The organism is Bartonella sp. M0192 (assembly GCF_016102305.1).
Taxonomy (GTDB): domain Bacteria; phylum Pseudomonadota; class Alphaproteobacteria; order Rhizobiales; family Rhizobiaceae; genus Bartonella; species Bartonella apihabitans.
In genome coordinates this window covers 56,922-76,687 of the sequence record NZ_JACFOU010000002.1, presented here as the reverse complement: position 1 = coordinate 76,687, position 19,766 = coordinate 56,922, and the positions used below count along the sequence as shown (strand labels likewise).

18 protein-coding genes are annotated in these 19,766 nt (G+C 45.1%); 10 read left to right on the top strand and 8 right to left on the bottom strand.

Going from position 1 to position 19,766, the window contains the following annotated elements:
- Positions 1-101: 101 nt before the first annotated feature.
- The 3 genes from folD to H3S82_RS10855 all read right to left on the bottom strand — a co-directional run bounded on the left by folD (position 102) and on the right by H3S82_RS10855 (position 2,552).
- On the bottom strand, positions 102-1,001 hold the full coding sequence (folD, locus tag H3S82_RS10865; protein ID WP_078040060.1) for a bifunctional methylenetetrahydrofolate dehydrogenase/methenyltetrahydrofolate cyclohydrolase FolD: 900 nt from the start codon (positions 999-1,001) through the stop codon (positions 102-104).
- A 413-nt stretch (positions 1,002-1,414) separates the two neighbouring features.
- The gene (locus H3S82_RS10860) at positions 1,415-2,125 is read right to left on the bottom strand and encodes an LrgB family protein (RefSeq protein WP_077973636.1); all 711 of its coding nucleotides are present in this window, start codon (positions 2,123-2,125) and stop codon (positions 1,415-1,417) included.
- Between the two features lie 19 nt (positions 2,126-2,144).
- Entirely contained in the window at positions 2,145-2,552 is a 408-nt protein-coding gene (locus H3S82_RS10855) for a CidA/LrgA family protein (RefSeq protein WP_198233225.1), read from the bottom strand.
- A 95-nt stretch (positions 2,553-2,647) separates the two neighbouring features.
- Here H3S82_RS10855 and H3S82_RS10850 point away from each other — a divergent pair, with 95 nt between their 5' ends.
- The 7 genes from H3S82_RS10850 (at position 2,648) to H3S82_RS10820 (ending at position 10,334) form a co-directional block, all read left to right on the top strand.
- Positions 2,648-3,556 carry a LysR family transcriptional regulator gene (locus H3S82_RS10850; RefSeq protein ID WP_198233224.1) on the top strand — a complete coding sequence of 303 codons (909 nt, stop codon included), beginning with the start codon at positions 2,648-2,650 and terminating at the stop codon, positions 3,554-3,556.
- 199 nt (positions 3,557-3,755) lie between these two features.
- On the top strand, positions 3,756-4,379 hold the full coding sequence (locus H3S82_RS10845) for a glycosyltransferase family 29 protein (RefSeq protein WP_198233223.1): 624 nt from the start codon (positions 3,756-3,758) through the stop codon (positions 4,377-4,379).
- Between the two features lie 92 nt (positions 4,380-4,471).
- On the top strand, positions 4,472-5,212 hold the full coding sequence (locus H3S82_RS10840) for a glycosyltransferase family 25 protein (protein WP_198233222.1): 741 nt from the start codon (positions 4,472-4,474) through the stop codon (positions 5,210-5,212).
- A 1-nt stretch (position 5,213) separates the two neighbouring features.
- On the top strand, positions 5,214-5,912 hold the full coding sequence (locus tag H3S82_RS10835) for a polysaccharide deacetylase family protein (RefSeq protein ID WP_198225872.1): 699 nt from the start codon (positions 5,214-5,216) through the stop codon (positions 5,910-5,912).
- 207 nt (positions 5,913-6,119) lie between these two features.
- Positions 6,120-8,015 carry an AsmA family protein gene (locus H3S82_RS11430; RefSeq protein WP_198233221.1) on the top strand — a complete coding sequence of 632 codons (1,896 nt, stop codon included), beginning with the start codon at positions 6,120-6,122 and terminating at the stop codon, positions 8,013-8,015.
- A gap of 54 nt (positions 8,016-8,069) precedes the next feature.
- Complete coding sequence (locus H3S82_RS10825) at positions 8,070-8,753, top strand: MOSC domain-containing protein (RefSeq protein WP_198233220.1); 684 nt, start codon at positions 8,070-8,072, stop codon at positions 8,751-8,753.
- A 753-nt stretch (positions 8,754-9,506) separates the two neighbouring features.
- Complete coding sequence (locus H3S82_RS10820; RefSeq protein WP_198233235.1) at positions 9,507-10,334, top strand: aldo/keto reductase; 828 nt, start codon at positions 9,507-9,509, stop codon at positions 10,332-10,334.
- Between the two features lie 800 nt (positions 10,335-11,134).
- Here the strand turns inward: H3S82_RS10820 and H3S82_RS10815 are convergent.
- From H3S82_RS10815 to H3S82_RS10800, 4 genes are all read right to left on the bottom strand, one after another.
- Positions 11,135-11,281, bottom strand: coding sequence for a hypothetical protein (locus H3S82_RS10815; protein WP_188317729.1), 147 nt, complete (start codon positions 11,279-11,281; stop codon positions 11,135-11,137).
- Between the two features lie 177 nt (positions 11,282-11,458).
- Entirely contained in the window at positions 11,459-12,334 is an 876-nt protein-coding gene (locus tag H3S82_RS10810) for an HlyD family secretion protein (RefSeq protein ID WP_198233219.1), read from the bottom strand.
- Positions 12,335-12,339: 5 nt separating this feature from the next.
- The gene (locus tag H3S82_RS10805) at positions 12,340-12,543 is read right to left on the bottom strand and encodes a DUF1656 domain-containing protein (RefSeq protein ID WP_077972790.1); all 204 of its coding nucleotides are present in this window, start codon (positions 12,541-12,543) and stop codon (positions 12,340-12,342) included.
- On the bottom strand, positions 12,540-14,630 hold the full coding sequence (locus H3S82_RS10800; protein ID WP_198225877.1) for an FUSC family protein: 2,091 nt from the start codon (positions 14,628-14,630) through the stop codon (positions 12,540-12,542). The genes H3S82_RS10805 and H3S82_RS10800 overlap by 4 nt, the downstream gene beginning before the upstream one ends.
- Positions 14,631-14,995: 365 nt before the next feature.
- Between H3S82_RS10800 and H3S82_RS10795 the strand changes: the two genes are divergently transcribed.
- From H3S82_RS10795 to H3S82_RS10785, 3 genes are all read left to right on the top strand, one after another.
- Entirely contained in the window at positions 14,996-15,754 is a 759-nt protein-coding gene (locus H3S82_RS10795) for a 16S rRNA (uracil(1498)-N(3))-methyltransferase (protein WP_198233234.1), read from the top strand.
- A gap of 76 nt (positions 15,755-15,830) precedes the next feature.
- The gene (locus H3S82_RS10790) at positions 15,831-17,204 is read left to right on the top strand and encodes a glutamate--cysteine ligase (protein ID WP_198233218.1); all 1,374 of its coding nucleotides are present in this window, start codon (positions 15,831-15,833) and stop codon (positions 17,202-17,204) included.
- Between the two features lie 416 nt (positions 17,205-17,620).
- On the top strand, positions 17,621-18,709 hold the full coding sequence (locus H3S82_RS10785) for a hypothetical protein (protein WP_077972786.1): 1,089 nt from the start codon (positions 17,621-17,623) through the stop codon (positions 18,707-18,709).
- A 178-nt stretch (positions 18,710-18,887) separates the two neighbouring features.
- On the opposite strand, the gene H3S82_RS10780 is transcribed toward H3S82_RS10785, so the two are convergent.
- Positions 18,888-19,697: a tetratricopeptide repeat protein gene (locus H3S82_RS10780; RefSeq protein WP_078040050.1), complete on the bottom strand. Its 810-nt coding sequence runs from the start codon at positions 19,695-19,697 to the stop codon at positions 18,888-18,890.
- Between the last annotated feature and the right edge of the window lie 69 nt (positions 19,698-19,766).

The following is a 19,766-nucleotide window of genomic DNA, read 5'->3' as shown; positions in this document are numbered from 1 at the left end:
ATAAAAAACGCTCCGGATTTGATTGTTCCGGAGCGTTTTTTATTGATCTTCTGAAATGACATTCAGTCAGTAAATGTTTCGAAGGAAATATCGCAACCCAATCAGAATTTTGGCAATGGCAAATTATTTGCCTTGCAAGCCGCTTTCAAAGTATTTGCCATTAACATTGCAATTGTCATAGGCCCGACACCACCCGGAACAGGGGTAATGAAGCCTGCCACTTTTTCTGCGGTTTGATATTCGACATCACCGACAAGACGGGTTTTACCCTGACCTCTTTCAGGTGCAGGAATGCGGTTGATGCCGACATCAATGACCGTGGCACCGGGTTTTATCCAGTCACCTTTGATCATTTCGGGTTTACCGACCGCTGCCACGAGAATATCGGCACTGCGGCAGACATCATCAATTTCGCGAGTGCGGCTATGGGCAATCGTTACTGTTGCATTGGCCGCAAGAAGGAGCGCTGCAACAGGTTTTCCTACGATATTCGAACGGCCGACGACCACTGCATCAAGGCCTGAAAGATCTTTACCCAAACCATGGTTGATCATGAACATAATACCGGCGGGTGTGCAGGGAATAAATGCATCTTCGATTGCACCGGTCATAAGTTTTCCGGCATTGATATAGTGGAAGCCGTCAACATCTTTATCCGGCGAAATTGTCTGGATGACATGATCGGCATTGATATGCGCCGGTAATGGCAATTGCACCAGAATGCCGTGGATATTTTTGTCTTCATTCAGTTCCTTGACAAGGGCAAGCAAATCCGACTCGCTGGTTTTTTCATCCAGTTCATATTTGTTGGATAGAAAACCGCATTCTTCGGCGCGTTTTTCCTTGGATGCAACATAAACCTTGCTGGCAGAATCCTCTCCGACAATAATCACCGCAATACCCGGTTGAATATTGTGTTGTTCACGTAAAACAGCAGTTTCCTGTTTTACCTTGGCAAGGATGTCTTCAGAAAGTTTTTTCCCGTCGATCACATTGGCCATAGAGGAATCCTTTCACTCGGCTTTTTGTTCTGCTTTAAAGCATTTTCCTGAAATAAAACAGGTCATTGTGTCAAGATTGTACGCATTTGACACAGAGGAGTTGGAAAATAGTGAGTTCGGCTGCAAGAGCAAGAGAAAATAGGCCTCCCTCCGTTAAAGCGGCCAAATAATGAGACGATGCTGTCCTACGGTAAAAATTCGAATGAAGATTCTCGCGTATTTTGAGCGGACGGGAAGCTTTTTTGTCAAAAAAATGTGCAAAATAAGCGTGGGGGCAAAAATTCGCGCGTTACCCGAACAGCCAAAACCCCTTATCAATGTGTTTTGCTATAAAGAAAAATTGTATGACCGGCTAAGAACACGGGGCAAAAAAATTATATGCGGTTTTTATAAAGAACCGCATATTTTTTGTTCTATTTCAGAAGCCATCCCAAAATTGGCGCAAGCAGAACATTGACAATGCCAACCATCACCATAACGAGGCCGGCAATCGACCCTTCTTGGCGCCCCATCTGGTGGGCACGGGCGACGCCTGCTCCGTGTGCCCCCATACCGAAAAGAGCACCACGTGCAAGAGACGAGCGTAGGGGCAAATATTTGACAATCACTTCACCGAGTGCAGCGCCCATAACACCCGTCAGAACAACAAAAATAGCTGTCAAATCCGGAATGCCGCCAATATCGCCCGAAACCTCCATGGCAAAAGGTGTGCTGATCGAACGCGGCATAAGACTGAGCCGCAAAGTCGGATCAAGTTGCATAAGTGTTGCAAGCCCCCAGGCCGACAACATCGAGGCAAAAGAACCGACGATGATACCGATTGTAAGAATAAACCAGTTTTTAACGATGATGCGGCGTTGCTGCCAGATTGGTACGGCAAAGGCAACGGTGACCGGCCCCAGAATAGCAACCAGCCAATGGGTAGCTTTGATGTAATGGGCGTAGTCGCCTTTAAGCAAGACGACAACAATCATCAAAAGAAGCGGTGTCACCGCCAATGGTGTGAGCCACCAATAAGAAAAACGACGGTAAAATGCTTTAGCCGCCATATAGAGAAGGATAGTAACGAGCGACCAGAAAACCGTTTTGAAAACCGGACTGGTATAAAGCTCGATATCAGCCATATATTGTTCAAGATTTGCTTCAATGTTTGACATGGCGCATTAACATCCAGCGGTAACAAAGATCTATTGTCAAAGCGGTGATACTCATAACAACAAAAGTACCCCCCAGAATAACAACCAGAATTTTAATCCCTAACAAGCCGATAAATTCTTTGTGATTGAGTAGGGCAAGAACGGCTGGAACAAAAAACAGGAGCATTTCGGCAATGAGCCAATCGGCACCGCGTTTCATGCTTAATATGCTGAGTTTGTGGCTAGCGAGCGCAAGAAGTGCGAGGACCATACCGATAATGGCGCCCGGAATCGGTAGGTTCAGTGCCCAGGTAATGACCTCGCCACCAATCCAGAATGCGCACAAAAGTCCCATCTGTGCAAATATGTTGCGATGGAAAAGCCGGCGTGTTTGAATAGAGAGACGATGTATCATTTAATTTATACTCCTGACAAAACGTTAGATAAGTGATGCTATGTCATTCGTAAAATGAATTGAATTCATGATGACTATTCTGATATAGAATAGTCATGCAAATAAGAACACTTGAAGCCTTTGTCGAAATTATACGCCAGAACGGCTTTTCCTCGGCCGCGAAAGTTTTGAACTCGACGCAATCGACGATCAGTAAATCTCTGGCCCAGCTTGAAAGACAGTATGGAACCAAATTAATCAATCGAAACAAAGGAAAAATGCAGCTTACAGCGGCGGGCGAATATGTCTTACGTCATGCCCAACGAATTCTTGCCGAAGAATCGGCAATGGAACGCGAGATCGCCGAATTGAAGGGGCTAAAACGGGGTATTTTGAAAATAGGACTTCCCCCTATTGGCAGTTCGGAGCTTTTTGCTCCCGTTCTTGCCCGCTATACGTCCTCACACCCGCAGATTGATATCAATATAGTCGAACACGGGAGCAAAAAACTGGAAGAGCTGGTGCGGCAGGGCGAAATCGAACTTGCCGGTTCTCTGGTGCCAATTGCGAGCGGCTTCGATTATCAAGATGTTCGTAATGATCCTGTTGTTGCCTTAATGCCGGCCAGTCTTGCCGGAGAGCGAACCACAATCACAGCCAAAGAACTTGTTGAATATCCGTTTGTGCTTTTTGCCAGTCAATTCGCTTTGACACCGCTTGTTATTGAAACATTTCATAAAAAAGGACTGTCACCAATCGTTTCGGCGCGCTCGAGTCAGATCGACTTTTTATTTGGTTTGGTGGCAGCGGGAATGGGGGTTGGTTTTTTACCCCGCATGATTGCGGAAAAACGGAATGTCAAAAATGTCAAAATGGTTGAAATGACCGACACAATCATTGAATGGCATATGGCATTGATTTGGCGTAGCAATAGTCACCTTTCCTATGCGGCTCGCGAATGGTTGCGGCTGTCGGGTGAATATCATGACGAAACATTAAAGGTAAATAACAGCATAAAATCATGAACCGTTTTTTCCGGAAACCAAGATAAAAAATTGTGCAGAAGCTGCATGGTTTAGAGTCCTCTATGAGATTATCGGCGAATAATTCTTGCGTCTGACAATTAATTTTCTATTATTCTGCCATTTAAAACAGTAAATTACCGCTTGTGTGTGGTCATTTAAAAGCGCGGGGGCGTGAAGCGTCAAACTTGGGATTGGTTATATGGGAACTCAAAAAAGACGACTCATCGTTGTTGGAAACGCCGATTTACCGAGGGATTTGTCTAAAGAGATAGATAGCGCAGATTATGTTTTGCGCTTTAACCGTCCCAGATTGCTTGACGGCTGGAGTGGTTCAAAGACCAGCTGTCTCATGATGTGCAACTCCGGCAAACCAATGCAGCAGAAGCTTAGCGATAAATCGTTTTTGGAATACAAATTTTTTAAACAGGCCGAGCTCATTACACTGGTCTATCATCCCTATATTATGAAGACTTATTTTGCACCTCCCCGCTTAAGCTCGCAATTGTTAAAACACCGAAGGCTTGACTGGACCGACAAGGCTATCAAAGTTTTTGGCGAGGCGAGCAAGGATGTGGTTATAAAATCCGCGCAGTTCTATCTTGAAGCTTGTGCTGAAATCGGCATTGAAGGCAATAAACTCAAGGAATGGTTTCCATCGACCGGCTATCTCGGCATTTGGGATTGTTTGAAACAGTTCGATTTGTCGGAATGGGAAATTTTTATCTGCGGTTTTACCTGGCAGGGGTGGAAACACCATGCCTGGTCAACAGAAGAAAAATGGGTGCGTGAGCGTATAGACGATGGAACTTGCCATTTCTTGTAACAAGCGTGATTGATCGCCGTTGTTTTCTTTTCATGCAATCCGTATTATGACAAAAAACTTGTCGGTTCCGCTGTCGGATTTTCAGGATAACTATGAACGGTTCATTAAAAACCATTAAAGCACTTGTTATTCATCTTGAACGGGCAAATGAACGGGAAAGTCAGGTAGCGCTTTTGAAGAAATATCTCCCATGTCCGACAATTGTTTTAAATGCGATAGATAGTCTTTCTCTGGATGATCAAACAATTCATCGCTTTTATCAAAAAAAGCTCTATCGTCCTTATTATCCTTTCACATTATCAAAAAATGAAATTGCGTGTTTTTTATCCCACAGGCTCGCCTGGCAAAAAATAATTGATGAGAGGTTAGATGCCGGTTTTGTGGTTGAAGACGATGTTGCCCTCGACGAGCGATTTGATGAAGTTTTCCGTTTCGCAGTTGAGAACAGTAATTGCGACAGTTTCATCCGTTTTCCTTTCCGGTTGCGCGAGACCGGTAAAATAATTGCCGAAAAAGATGACATTAAACTGATCAGGCCAACAGAAACCGGTTTGGGGCAGGTTGCCCAGCTTGTCGGGCGCAATGCCGCCAAGAAACTTCTTGATGCAACCGGAATATTCGATCGGCCGGTCGACACAAGCGAGCAACTTTATTGGAAAACCGGTGTTCATCCGGAGGTTATTTTACCGCCGGTGGTTCGTGAAATTTCTGCAAAACTAGGCGGCTCGACAATAAAAAGTAAACATTCATTTTTTGCCCGCCTTTATCGTGAAATCGCACGTCCGCTTTATCGGCATCGTATCAGGGCTTTATCAAAACGTCAGGAAGGTTGAGATGGCTGTCCCCATTCTTCTTTATCATCACATTGGAATGCCACCCAAAGCGGGAATTCCGGGGCGCTCGAATTATGTAACTGTTAAAAATTTTGCCAAACAGATGCGTGTTCTGAAATGGCTTGGCTTTAAAGGTTTGTCTCTCAAAGAGGCAATGCCCTATATTCGGGGTGAGAAAAAAGACAGAGTTGCAGCCATTACATTCGACGACGGTTTTTTATCTGTCTATCAGGACGCTATGCCTATTCTTGACGAATTGGGGTTCAGTGCCACGAATTTTTTTGTCTCGTCGCATATGGGGCTTGATAATTCATGGGATAACGAGCGTTCGGAACGCAATAAAATCATGACATTTGATGAAATGAGAGACTGGGCCGCCCATGGACATGAAGTGGGAGGCCACACGAATGACCACCTGCATTTGAAAGATATTCCACTTCAAGAAGCAAAACGTCAGATCGTCGAAAACAAGCAAAAGCTCGAGGAGGAGCTCGGGGCGCCACTTGTCTCTTTTGCCTATCCATTTGGCGATGAAAATGAAGCAATACGCAAAATAGTGAAAGCAGCCGGTTATCATTTTGCTGTAACAACCATCAAATCACGGGCACGTGGAAATGAAGGGGATTACGAACTGCCAAGGCACAGTGTTCGCCGCAATGACACAATTTTGCATTTTTTAGCCAAATGTCTATTGCGCTAACCAAATGTTTATTGAGCTAAGCGGGGCATAAAGGCGGGTTTTTAACCATTGTTATTGTCGTGCGGTCAAAATTCATCTAAAAAAATGCCGGGCAAAAAGACCCGGCAAAAATTTAAACAAGGGCATTTCAGAAACAAGCTTTTCACTGGAAGCCGAAATGTAATTCGGTTTTATTCTTTTATGGTTAATAGAGAGTAAAGGGACGAGGTGCACAAAAAAATCGTAAAATATGTCGGCGCTCTGATTTTTTTGCTGGTTATTGTCGGCGTGGCAATTTTCCTGTTATTGCCGCTTGTCGTCTCGACCGATGCTATCCGGATTCGTCTGGCGCAGGATCTGAGTGCCTGGACCGGCTATAATGTGCAATTGCGTGAAGCTCCGCACCTTGATCTTTTTCCCTATCCCAAAGCGTCACTTTCCGGCGTTACGCTCACGCCGATGAATGATGAAGCCGCTCCACTTATGGAGGCGGAGCGTATCGAGGTCGATTTATCACTCTTTGATGCTTTACTCGGGCATATTTCGTTTTCGCAGACCCGCATCATCAATCCGCATTTTGTTATGGAAGAACCGGTCAAAACAGTTGCGGATTTTTTCGACACTCTTTCCCGTTCGCAGGGAAGTCTAGGATCAGCGGTTCGTGAAGCGCGCGAAATTGTGGAAAAAAATCCCGATCATCCGGATACGACACGCCTTCTCAACCAGCCTTTCGGCAGGATTGTTATTGAAAATGGCGAACTCCTTTATCGCAAAAGTCTTGGCGGGATGGCTGAAAAAATCACTGCTCTTAATGCCGTTGTCGAATGGCCCGAATCAACAAGGGCGGCAAGTTTTCGCGCCAACGCGTTATGGCACGGGCAGGCGACCGATTTACGTATCGATGCTATGCAGGCGCTGATATTGTTGTCCGGCGGTACGAGTGATCTCAGAGCCAGTCTCAATTCTTTAAGTGGCGGTATTACTTTTGAAGGAAAGGGGCGGCTTTCGGACAATTATATTTTCGACGGCAGGCTTTCCGCCCGCTCGCCAGGCTGGAACAAAACTCTGGATTGGTTGGGCTATCACCAGTTGTTGGGACAGGGCTTGAAGGCCCCGCTGGTTTGGGAATCGGATTTTTCTGCCCAACCCGGACACATGCAATTCAACAATATCATTTTCAGTTTTGACAAGGACAATGCGCGTGGCGCTTTGGCCACCGGCTATCAGGATGACTTGCCGCTTGTCAGTGGATCTCTTGCTTTTGATAGGCTCAATCTTGATACATTGATTGCGACGTTTTTTCCTGATGAAGAGAAAAACGAATTTCTTGATCTTTCTGTTCTTGACCGCATCGGCCTTGATATACGGATGTCGGCACCGGAAGCAAAACTCGGCAACGTCACTCTCAATAATCTTGCAGCCGCTATCCAGATCAGAAACGGAAAAGGCATATTCGATCTTGGCAATGCCAACGCTTTTGGCGGGGCCATACAATCAAATATCCAGATCAGTCGCGATAATGACAAAGCCGGTATTGAAGGGCGCATATCGGGAAACTCGCTTGATCTCCAGTCAATAGCACAAGCTTTTGAGCGCCCCTTTCCGGTTATTGCCAAAACCGGTTTCATATTGACAATGCATGCACCGTTCACCCGTTGGCCGGACGTACTTTCCAAAATGCAGGGGCATTTGACGTTGAATATGTCATCGGGCACTCTTAAAGGTTATGACATTCATTCGATCCGGAGAGCCATAAGCTCTGACGATAAAACCCACATAGAAAAATCCGATAATGTTTCCACCGGTTTCGACCGCTGGGATATCGAATCAACCATTACCGATGAAAATCTGCTTATCGACAAATCTTCTATGTTTATCGGCAATTGGCGACTTCTGGCAAAAGGAAAAGCCGATCTGCAAAATGATGGGGTTAAGAAAAAGGGCTATCAGATCAAGCTTCATTCGGTACTTGAAAAAGTTCCCCGTTCCGATGCCTCGTGTCAGGATGTCACCTGCGTTGCAAATAGCTTGGTTAAACCTTTGAATTTCTTGTTATCAGGAAATGGTTTTCCTGATGACGGGATTGATCTTGAAAAAGATAACGAAATCGATGAAGATCGATAAACCGCACTATCGGGCTTGTTAAAAGGCCTTTTTACGGAATTGGCGGGACAAAAAATGGTACAACTTTTGGCACTCTCTGTCGGACCGATCAAGTCTATCGGGCCTGACAACTTACAAAGCGGAATCGACAAAAAACCGGTCGATAGGCCGCTTTTACTCACCAAAACCGGCTTTATCGGTGATGAGCAGGCAGACAAGAAACATCATGGAGGTCTAGAAAAGGCAGTCCATCATTATGATTTTGACCATTATGCATATTGGAAGAAAGAATTGGGGCATAAAGCGGTGTTTGACACGCCGACAGCGTTTGGAGAAAACCTTTCAACGTCAGGCGTGAGTGAAAAAAATATCGCGGTTGGCGATATATTCCGGTTAGGCAAGGCAATCATTGAGGTTTCTCAAGGAAGACAACCGTGTTTTCGGCTCAATGTGAGGTTCGGTATAGCCGATATGTCACTGCGCACACAAAAGAGCGGGCGAACAGGCTGGTATTATCGTGTTTTAGAGGAGGGTGAAGTAACTCTGCAAGACGAGCTTGAACTCCTCGAACGACGTCACGAAGATTGGACTATTTATCGGATATGGAAGGCTTTTTACGTGACACGCAATGATTATGATGAATTATCACAAATTGCGTCCCTTGAAGAATTATCACCGAGCTGGCGATCTCTTGCACAAAAAAGACTGGATAGTCACCAGATTGAAGACTGGACAAAAAGATTGACCGGAATAGCTTGAATAACAGTCAAGCGATGAGCCAATTAAAAATATCCGAGAGGCCTATTTTCCCTTTCACATTTTCGGGTGGAGCTTTCCCGTATCTGTCAGCTCCGGTTAAAGAAGGGAGAAAGAATAGCAAAATTGTCCGATTTTACGCTCTGTAAAATAGAAAAATTGTCGAATTTTGCATATGGCTTCATCCCGATAGTTGCCGTTATTGAATTTCATCATGGAGAGACCCTGATCGAGTGAGCTTATGCGATAAAGATTTCCTATTTCGATATTAAAAAATCTGAACAAATCGTTTTTCGAAAGTTTTTGTGAAACCGTTCGACTTTTTTGAGTTACAGTAAAAGAAATAGGAGGGGCACAGGCTCGCAAATCTGCTTCATATCATGGACCGGTGCGTAAGCCTGAAAATTTCATTTTATGAAATTATAAAATAATATTTTATTGAAACAATTTTCTTTAAATATAGATTGCCAATGATGATGGAAAAGGTGTAAAAATAATTTTATAAATAGATTGTTTTTATTTTATTTTTTAATCATTTTTGACGAATAATTAAGAAAATTCTTGTTTTTTAAAAATAAAATATGGCTATCAATTTTATTTGTTATGAAAAAGCTTTTTTCCCTTGCTGTCAATTCAAGGGATTATGCATTATGATGACCATTGAAGAATAATCCATATGCGTTGCTAACGCATGTGGAGCGAAGTTCATTTTAACAGGAGATTCAAGGACAATAGATGCCAGAATTATCACAAAAAATATCGGTTCCCTTGCTTAAGATGAATGATGGCTTGTCCATTCCACAATTGGGCTTCGGGGTTTTTAAAATTCCAGAACAAGATACCAGAGATGCTGTTAAACAGGCAATAAAGACAGGCTACCGGCACATTGATACAGCCAAAGCTTATGACAATGAAAAAGGTGTCGGGCTTGGTGTTGCTGATTCAGGTATCGAACGCAAAAATATTTTTATTACCACCAAAGTGTGGAATAGCGACCAAGGCTATGACAATACGATGCGCGCTTTTGAAGGAAGTGCCAAACGGCTCAATATGAATGCAATTGATCTCTATCTTATTCATTGGCCGTTGCCAGCACGTGATCTTTTTGTAGAAACGTGGAAAGCTTTGATCAGGCTCAAACAGGAAAACCGCGTTCGTTCAATCGGCGTTTGCAATTTCCGTATTGTCGATCTTGAGCGCCTCATCAAGGAAACCGGTGTTGCTCCCGCGGTCAATCAGGTGGAATTGCACCCGCATTTTCAACAAAAGCAATTACGCATATTTCACGACAAAAATAATATATTGACAGAAGCATGGGCACCACTCGGTCGGGGGCAATTTTTTGATGATCCGGTGTTGAAAAAGATTGCCGATGAACATCATAAGACTGTCGCACAAATTATTTTGCGTTGGCATATCGAAATGGGCACAATCGCTATTCCGAAATCGCAATCACCGGAACGTATGGCCGAGAATTTCAATATATTCGACTTTGCGCTTACCGCTGCCAATCATGACGCGATTGCAGCCCTTGATAAAGTCGATGGCCGATTGGGACCAAATCCGGCCGAATTTCAAGGTTGAAATTTCCACTGTATTGACATGATAAAAGTGGCGTCTTTTGTGGCGCCGCTTTATTAAACGGGGTTTAACGGGCTTAAATATCGTTGTTTCTGCTGTTTTGCCGTTATCCGTATTCGTAGTGTTTTTTACCAAAAAATTGTCTGAATAGATTCTTCCTGCTTACGAATGCTCTTTCGTATTTCGTTTTTTCCGCTTAGGGGAAGGAAGGAACAGAAAAGTCGGAATTTTTAAGCACTATGTTGCTATTCGTGCTGAATATCCATAAGCGTTATCTCTTTTGTGGGGGGGGCTGTACTGTTACCGATTGGCTCCGGTGATACGGAGATTAACCTGAAGCAAGCACGGACGAGCCTGAAACGGCTTTGGAAAAAGGGCATAAATTCAAAAGGCTATTTCAAAACCGTCATAGGGGTTCTAACGAGACAGCATAGTGTTGTGATGAAAAAATGTAACCGGAAATGTGGGAAGCGGGAGCCTTCTATCTGCGGTTTTGAAAAAATCGTCTCATAAATATAGACAGCGCTATCTGAACGTTCAGCCACACAATCCGAATTTGTTATACCCGTTCATTCAAGCTTGCTTGCCTGTAGGTTCAAGCTTGAGCGGTCGTGGCTTAGATCTTCTTATCGAGGGGAATTTATTATTCCGGATGGGGAGTGACGATCGTTTTCATCAGGATTTTCTCAAAACGAAAAGACAAATACGAAGATCAAGCGCGATATATGAAAAAGAAGGGGCCAGAAGGCCCCTTTTTCAAACTCTCTTCATCCGGATAGAGTTCATTCCGGAAATTCATTTCGTCATTGGTGCATGGTGTTGTGAACACCATAGCCGTCTTTGGTCATAAATTCGTTATTTCCGGCACCTACCGAACCAATACCTGCAGCGACAACAATAAATGTGAAAAGAGCTGCAACAGTCACCAGAGTGGCTCTCTTGGCTGACATTTTATCTCTCCGATCAAATGTGATTAGTAAATATCAAATTGTGTGTTGTCATATAGCGAAGTTTATTTTTCGACAATGAAAGAACAGCACTTTGACAAACCTTTTCCATGATTAAAGTAAAAAAAAGTTAAATCTGTTGCAGTTAAGTGACGAAAAATCTTGACGAAAATCAACCGGTTATTGCTTCTTTTCTTCAATAGCGACACTGATCGTACGCCCCGATACCAGATGGACACTGTCAGGGACCGGATCAAGCTTGATACGGACCGGTATACGTTGGGCAAGGCGAACCCAGTTGAAAGTTGGTGCAACATTGGCAAGAAGGCTTGTCGTCTGTGTGCGTTCACGGTCTTCAATGCCGGCTGCAAACCCTTCAACAACACCGGTCAAAACAGTGTTTGAGCCCATAATGTGGATCGTTGCACGACTGCCGATGCGAATACGGTCGAGTTTATTTTCTTCAAAATATCCGGAAGCATAAAACGAATCGGAATCGACAAGCGCGGTGACCGGTTTACCTTGCGTGACATATTCTCCAGGTCGAAGCGAGAAATTGGTCAGTTTGCCATTGACAGCAGCACGAACTGTCGAGCGTTCAAGGTCAAGCTTTGCTGTATCGAGCTGGACGATTGCCTTACGCAAAGTGGCGGCAGTTTGTAATTCCTGCATAGCGGCCGTTTCCAATTGTTGGCGGGTGATGGTTTTGTCATCAAGTTTCTGGTCGCGTTCAAGGTCGCGTTTTGCCTGATCGTGAGCAGCTTTTGCATTGTCAACCATCGCTTGAGCATCTTCCAGAGCCAAAGAAAAACGTGCCTGATCAATCGTGAAAAGAACATCGCCCTTTTTGACCTGTTGGTTATCAACCACATGGACTTCGGTTACAAAACCGGAAACATCAGGTGCGACACGAACAACATCGGCACTGATTTTACCGTCTCTCGTCCATGGGTCGTTCATGTAGTAGTTCCATAACTGCCAGAGGAGGAGGCCGGCCACCAGAGCCATGACAAGGGTGAAAAATATACGACCGGAATTGGCTATAAGCTTGTTCATATCCGTTAAATCCGCGTTACAATGAAAGAAAGAATACTCAAAATGATGAAATAACTTGCTGCGGCAAACAGCGCATGGTGCCAGATAAAGCGTTCCAGCCCTTTTCGTAAGATGAAACGTTGGAGGGCAACATTCAAGAAGTAGCTGACAAGTGCCAGAATTCCGATTGTCGGAATATAGACACCATAAATATCGACCTCAGGGTTCATGAGTCATGTCCTTTGAAAATTGGAGGCAAGACTGCTTTGTAAGGTTCGGCATCACCAAACAAATTTTGCCGCAAACCGGTTAATGCAAACGAGATTTTCTGGTGATCTTCAGAATCAGGCAGAGCAAGCGTCCAATCAAGTGTTGTGTCTATTGCTTCCAGCAATTCTTTGCCATCTGGTACATCGGTACTGTTGATTTTTACACGGTAATAGAATGCCAGTTCCTCCAGAACATTGGCAAGATTTTGGCGATTGGTCGGTCCTTGCGATTCTTTTAAGTGTTGCAGTTCGATTGTATCAAGCCCGACACGCACATCTTTGAGAATGTCGGTCTGGCGAACCGGTGAATGAATCGGTATCAGGGCATAACGGGGTGCAATCAGTCCATAGCGGTAAAGCATGCGGTGCAAAAGTTCGTTATAGGCTTTGGTGTCTGTAGGTCTTTCCGCCACTTCGATAATGTCGTTCCAGCTTGCACGAATGAGACGAAATGCACTCCATTCGGCTCCAACAGAACGGACAATGGAAGCTGTTGCGGCTGCAACAATAATTCCCAGAATCATTGCCGTGTTGATATTGATAAAATTATAAAAATCGCCGCTCAAGCGGGATTGCAGCAATAACAGATTGGGCAGGTTCACCGCCATTGTCATGCCCATGGCAAATTTTGACGGAATAGCCATCATGACACCAGCAGGTATCAGCACAAGTGCCAGACTAAGCATGAGCGGCAAATAGCCGTCGACAAGCGGTAAAAGACCGAATTGAAGAACAAAGGCAATGACAAGAACAAGAAGAATTTGCTTGAGCATTCCGCGAATTGCAGGAACAGGATCATCTTTCGTTGCAAAAAGGCTGCTGAAAATACCGGTCATCATGGCAGCGGTTGCGCCTTGTGTCCATTCTGTCATACGCCACAAAGTAACAGTAATAAAAATGGCAAGGATTGCAGAAAAAGCTGAAAGAAACGCAATGCCGAAATCGTAGTGAATCGATCTTACTTCTCCTAAAAAATCGAAACGGTGCCAACGCAATTTATGTTGGGTGCCGTTGACGATGTCATTGCGCAAATGCAGACAGTCTGAATAGATTTCCATAATATCGACAAGGCGCAATGTCAGATTGCGTGAAACGAGATCAAGCCACACTTTCGAGCGGCCAATATCATCCAATACGGATTGTTTCAAAGCTTTGATACGGGCAATGCCTTCCGGCTTCATCGGTTCATGGGTTTGTAACCATGCAGATGTTTCCCCGATAAGTTCGTCAAGTTTGGTGTTGTTGCTCTTGCCGCCACATTGCTCGTCGAGCAATTTGTTGCGCTGGTTGATGAGATCGTTACAGCTTGCCACCATTGGCAATAGTGAAACCATGCGGCTTTGTAACACACGCATTGCGTTCACTGTCGATGGCAATGTGGAGGAGTCATAAGTGACATGGGTGGTAAAAGCGCGCAAATCGACAGCATCAATTGCGAGTTTTTGGCGCCTTTGCAATGCGTCTTCGCTTTTGCCTTGTCCTTTAATATACATAATGGCAAGGTCGGCGCTGTTTTTCAGCCATTTGTCGATACGCTCGGCAAGAACCGGCCCTGCATGACGGGGAAAAACAAGGCGGCCGACAAGCGCGGCAGAAATGATGCCGACGCCGATTTCTTCAACACGACTTGCCGAATAATCAAAAACGGTTTCCGGCGCGTCAACAACCATAAATCCGATAATGCCGACGCTATAGCCGGCAAGCATGGAAACATAAGCGCGCGGGCTGCGATCCAATACACTGACAAACAAACAACCGCCAAGCCAGAGAGCGAGCCCCAAAGTTGTGAGTTCCGGCGAGGGGATAAGATGCGGTATAATAATGACTGTCGCCATACCGCCGATTGCGGTACCGAGAAGTCGATAAAAGGCTTTTGATGTCAAAGCGCCCGACAAAGGATGGGCAACAATATAGACGGCGGTAATTGTCCAATAGGGGTTGGGAAGATCACACAAAAAGGCGATATAGAGAGCCAAACCCGCCGCTGCGATAGTTTTTAACGAGAATACGACATCCCATACAGTCGGTTGTTTTACGCTAACAGTCATATATTTTCAAACAAACACAATAAGCGGGCAAAAAGACAATTCTCCTTTGTCCGGAATAACACTATAAAGCTGCTTTCTTACGAGATCACCAATTTGACAGCGTTGAGAGAAGGTAGTTTCTTCTCATATTTAGTTTTATTTTTAGAAAGTTTCTAGTCACCTTTCTGTAAAAAGTGACTACGAATTTTGATACGCACGCGATATTGTTGATCTTGATTTTTCAAAATTGCCAGAAAACCGGCTTGAATGTTCAAATCGGGCGGATATTTCATAAAGCTTATAAAGCGTGGATAAACAGGACATCGTCAGGCCATTTCCGAATTTGAACGGAATTTAAAAAAGAACTGTCAGGAAAGTTAGAAGTGATGCGTGCCAATTACAAATTACAAAGGCTTTTTGTCAAAGAACCTTTGTCACTCCACCAAAAATTGGATTTGAATGAAACCCAGTCGCATTATCTCAAAAATGTCTTGCGGATGAGGGAGGGAAGCGAAGTTCTGCTATTCAACGGAAAAGATGGTGAATGGCGCGCCAAAATTCATGAAATCAAAAAGAAAATTGTAGTGCTCGAACTTGTCGCCAAAGAACGCGAGCAGACCGAACCCGCCGATCTCGTCTATTGTTTTGCTCCGCTCAAACATGCCCGCCTCGACTATATGATACAAAAGGCGGTAGAAATGGGGGCTTCTGTCCTACAGCCGGTGATGACCCATTTCACACAAGTGACCCGCCTCAATGAAGAGCGCATACATGCCAATATTATCGAAGCGTGCGAGCAATGCGGCATTTTGTCAATAAGTTCCTGCCGCTCACCGGTTACATTGTCGGCACTTTTGGATAACTGGCAAAAGGAGCGCTATCTCATCTTTTGTGATGAGGCAGCGGAAACACAAAATCCACTTGAAATTTTGAGAAGCTTACCACCGGCTCCCGCTGCTGTTCTTATTGGACCGGAGGGTGGTTTTAGCGACGAGGAGCGCTCGCAACTCAAACGCTGTTCTTTTGTTCACGCTATTCCATTGGGGCCCAGAATTTTGCGTGCGGATACTGCGGCGGTTGCTGCCCTTACGGTTATTGATGCGACATTGGGAGATTGGCGTGACGACGGGCAAAACCGAATGTAAGGCAGGCAGTACTTGAAAGAGCAATGAAAACAGTTCAATGATGAGTAAAATCAAGACAAATTGGAAATTGTGAGTTATGGCGCGCGATATTGAAGATGAAACAACAATCAACGGTTTTGAAGATCTGGTAAATTATCTTGCTGCGGGCTCGAAAGAACCTGACAAATGGCGAATCGGCACCGAACACGAAAAATTTCCATTTTTTGTTGAGGGTAACCGCCCTGTTCCTTATGAAGGGAAAAGAAGTATCCGTGCACTGCTTGAGGGAATGCAAGCGATGCTCGGGTGGGAACCGATAATGGATGAAGGAAAAATTATCGGTTTGTTAGAGCCGACAGGCGCCGGTGCCATTTCACTTGAGCCCGGCGGACAATTCGAACTTTCGGGCGCGCCACTCAAAACAATTCATCAGACTTGCCGTGAGGTGAATGCCCATCTTGCGCAGGTCAAGGAAATTGCCGCCCCCCTTGGTATCGGTTTTTTAGGCCTTGGTGGCAGCCCCAAATGGCGTCTTGATGAAACGCCGCAAATGCCGAAATCGCGCTACCATATTATGACCAACTATATGCCCAAAGTGGGCAAGCACGGTCTTGATATGATGTATCGCACCTGTACAATTCAGGTCAATCTTGATTTTTCATCTGAGACCGATATGCGCCGCAAAATGCAGGTTTCGATGAAATTGCAGTCCATTGCCACCGCGCTTTTTGCAACTTCCCCCTTCACGGAAGAAAAACCCAACGGCTTTATGTCATGGCGTTCCGAAATATGGCGCGACACCGATAACCGGCGTTCGGGTGTTCTTCCCTTTGTATTCAATGAAAATTTCGGCTTTGCCGATTACGCAAGATGGGCACTCGATGTTCCGATGTATTTCATTGTACGCGACGGGCATTACCATGATTGCACCGACATAACATTCCGCCAATTCATGGAAGGTGCTTTAAAGGGAAAAGTTGACGATTACCGCGCCAATATGGGCGACTGGATCAATCACCTTTCAACATTGTTTCCGGAAGTTCGGCTCAAACGTTTTCTGGAAATGCGTGGTGCCGATGGCGGTCCATGGCGGCGTATTTGTGCATTGCCGGCTTTCTGGGTCGGGCTCCTCTATGATAAGGAAGCGCTCGATAGTGCCTATGAGATGACAAAAGATTGGGGCTATGAAGAAGTTCTTGCTATGCGCAATCTTGTTCCCATCAAAGGATTGAAGACGCCTTTCCGGAATACGACCATTCTTGAAATTGCCCGTCAGGCTCTGGAAATTTCGCGCAAAGGCCTTGCCAACCGCAAAAAACTCAACGTCGATGGTGATGATGAAACGCGTTTTCTGGATCCGCTTTTCGAAGTTGCAATGACAGGCAAATGCGATTCGGAACGGTTATTATCGAAATTCCATTCGGTTTGGGGTGGTTCTGTCGATCCGGTTTTCTTGGAATACGCCTATTAACCTTTTCCTCAACATTAACCTTTTCCTCAACACTTGGCCTTTGCGCAACACTATGAGAGGCAAGGTAAAACGGCTTGTTTCCAACAGGCCGGATTGGCCGCCTCTTGATAAAAACGCGCGCAGGGCAGGCAAGACCTGCTTAAAAAATAGCGCGGTTTAAAAAGTTCCGTTTTCATTTTGAAAATCCGGAACCGTTTTTGCCGTTTAAAAATAGAGCTTTTTAAAATACGAGGCTGCTTTAAAAAAGCTTCATAAAACGAATTCTATTGTCCAATTCCATGTCAAATAGACTTTGGCTCCGGAAAAGTTGTGTAATTTTCAATAAAAGTAAAATTAAAATCCTGATTGTCTTGTTTTTGGACATGTCGAGTTCCCATATCAGTAATGAGTAAACAAAAGAGGAAAGGGATTTCTCAATGCAGCATGTCGATATTCCATCAATGTCGGATTTTAACAAATTACGAGAGGTGCGCGCCGACGCATGTGTATCAATATACTTGCCGACGACACCGATTACATCCGAAATTGGTGCCAGTAAAATTGAGTATGCCAATCAAGTGAAGGAGGCATTGGCACAATCCCAATCCCTTACAGATAAACGGCGTCTGGCAAATCTGGAAACGCTTCTGACAGGACTTTCCGATTATGAAGAGTTCTGGTTGAAACAGGCGCGTAGTCTCGCCGTTCTTGCCACCCCTGATCGTATCTGGACATTCCGTCTTGCCAACCGTTTGAAATCATTTGTTGAAATTGCAGACCGGTTCATGTTGAGCCCGCTTCTTCGTTCGATTACCTTTGCCCATACGGCTCACGTGGTGGCTATTTCAGAATCGAAAGTAAGACTTATCGAAATTGCAAGTGATATCGAGCCATTCGAAGTCAAAGTGCCGGACATGCCCAAGGACATCAATAGCGCTGTCGGCACCAGTAACGAGAGAATCAGTTCCAATAGTGCAGTGCGGTTGACCCAATATTGCCGTCTGATCGATTCAGCTTTGCGTCGTTATCTGACGAGACCGGATATTCCTTTGATTATTGGCGGAAATGAAGCAATGATCAATGCGTTCCGTTCGGTTTATGGCGGCAACAACCTTATCGGAGAAATTGTCAATGCCGGACTTGATCGGGCAAATCCGACAGAAATCGGGGATCTCGCGCGTCCTGTTCTTGACCGTTATTATGAACGGCAAGTGGCCGATATCCGTTCGCGGTTCGAACATCTGACAGCGGAAGGACGGACCACAACCGATATCGCGCTTGCAGCCCGTGCAGCTACGATCGGTCAGATCGATACATTGCTTGCCGATATGGATGAAATGGTTCACGGGACTGTTGATGAAACAACCGGAGCTGTCAGTTTCGGCAAAGAGGGGCCGGATACCTATAATGTGGTCGACGAGATTGCAAGCCGTGTTCTTGCCAATGGCGGTCATGTACTTGCCGTTCGCAAGAGTGATATTCCCAATCACCAATCGCTTGCAGCAATTTTCCGTTTCAGAATGTAGGAAAGTTTCGTTTTGTTGATGCCACCCACAAAAACGGGTGGCATCGTTTAAAAAGCGAAAATTTTGGTAATAAATAAAAACGAAAGCCCGCAACAAATTCTGTTCGGGCTTTCGGTTTTTTAAAACTTGCGAATTTTATGTAACCACAGTCCTATTCGATATAAGACGCGGGCGATGATTAGCCGCGGGTACGGCTTTGGCCTTCTCTTGCCGGTTTGAAACCCGGGTCAAGACTGACGGCTTTTGTATAGGAAGCATAAGCTTTTTTCTTGTCGCCACGATGTTCATAAACCATTGCCTGATTTGACCAGCTTTCAGCATTACTGCCATCCAATCGTATGGCAGCGTTGAAATCATCAAAAGCATTATCCCAGTCGCCAAGTGCTGCGTAGGAGAGACCACGTCCATTATAAGGGGCAGGCGCATTGGGTTGGCGCGACATGGCTGCACCGAAATCGGCAATGGCCTGTTGCTGGTCACCGCGTGCCTGTTCGATAAGTGCGCGGTTATGCCAGGCACGTCCATCGGTTGTGCCGGCCTGAATGGCACTGTTGAAATCATTATAGGCAAGATCAAGCTTGCCACTCAAACGATAGACATTGCCGCGTCCGATCAAAGCAACATCATAATTTGGGTTGATTGCCAAAGCACGGTTATAATCGGCAATAGCAGCCGACATATTTCCCGTATTACGATAAATCAAAGCACGATTGGCATAGGCTTTATAGAAATTGGAGTCGAGCGCTATAGCGGACGTAAAATCGGCAATGGCTTCTTTGTTTCGACCTGCGCGCCCATAAGCCGAGCCGCGCACATTGTAACCGTCAGGGTCGCGTGGATTGGCTTTTATAACGGCTGTCAGAGAAGAGATATTCTCATGCGAGCCCTGGGCAACATCTTCAGGATCAAGAACACCGCTGGAAGACGTACAACCGGCCAAGGCGATAGCCGCAAAAAGAAAGACTGCTGATAGTTTCAATTTTTTCATCGGGCACGATCCTGATACAGACAATTCCACGGGGTCAAATGCGTCATGTCTGACGACTTGGATACAACA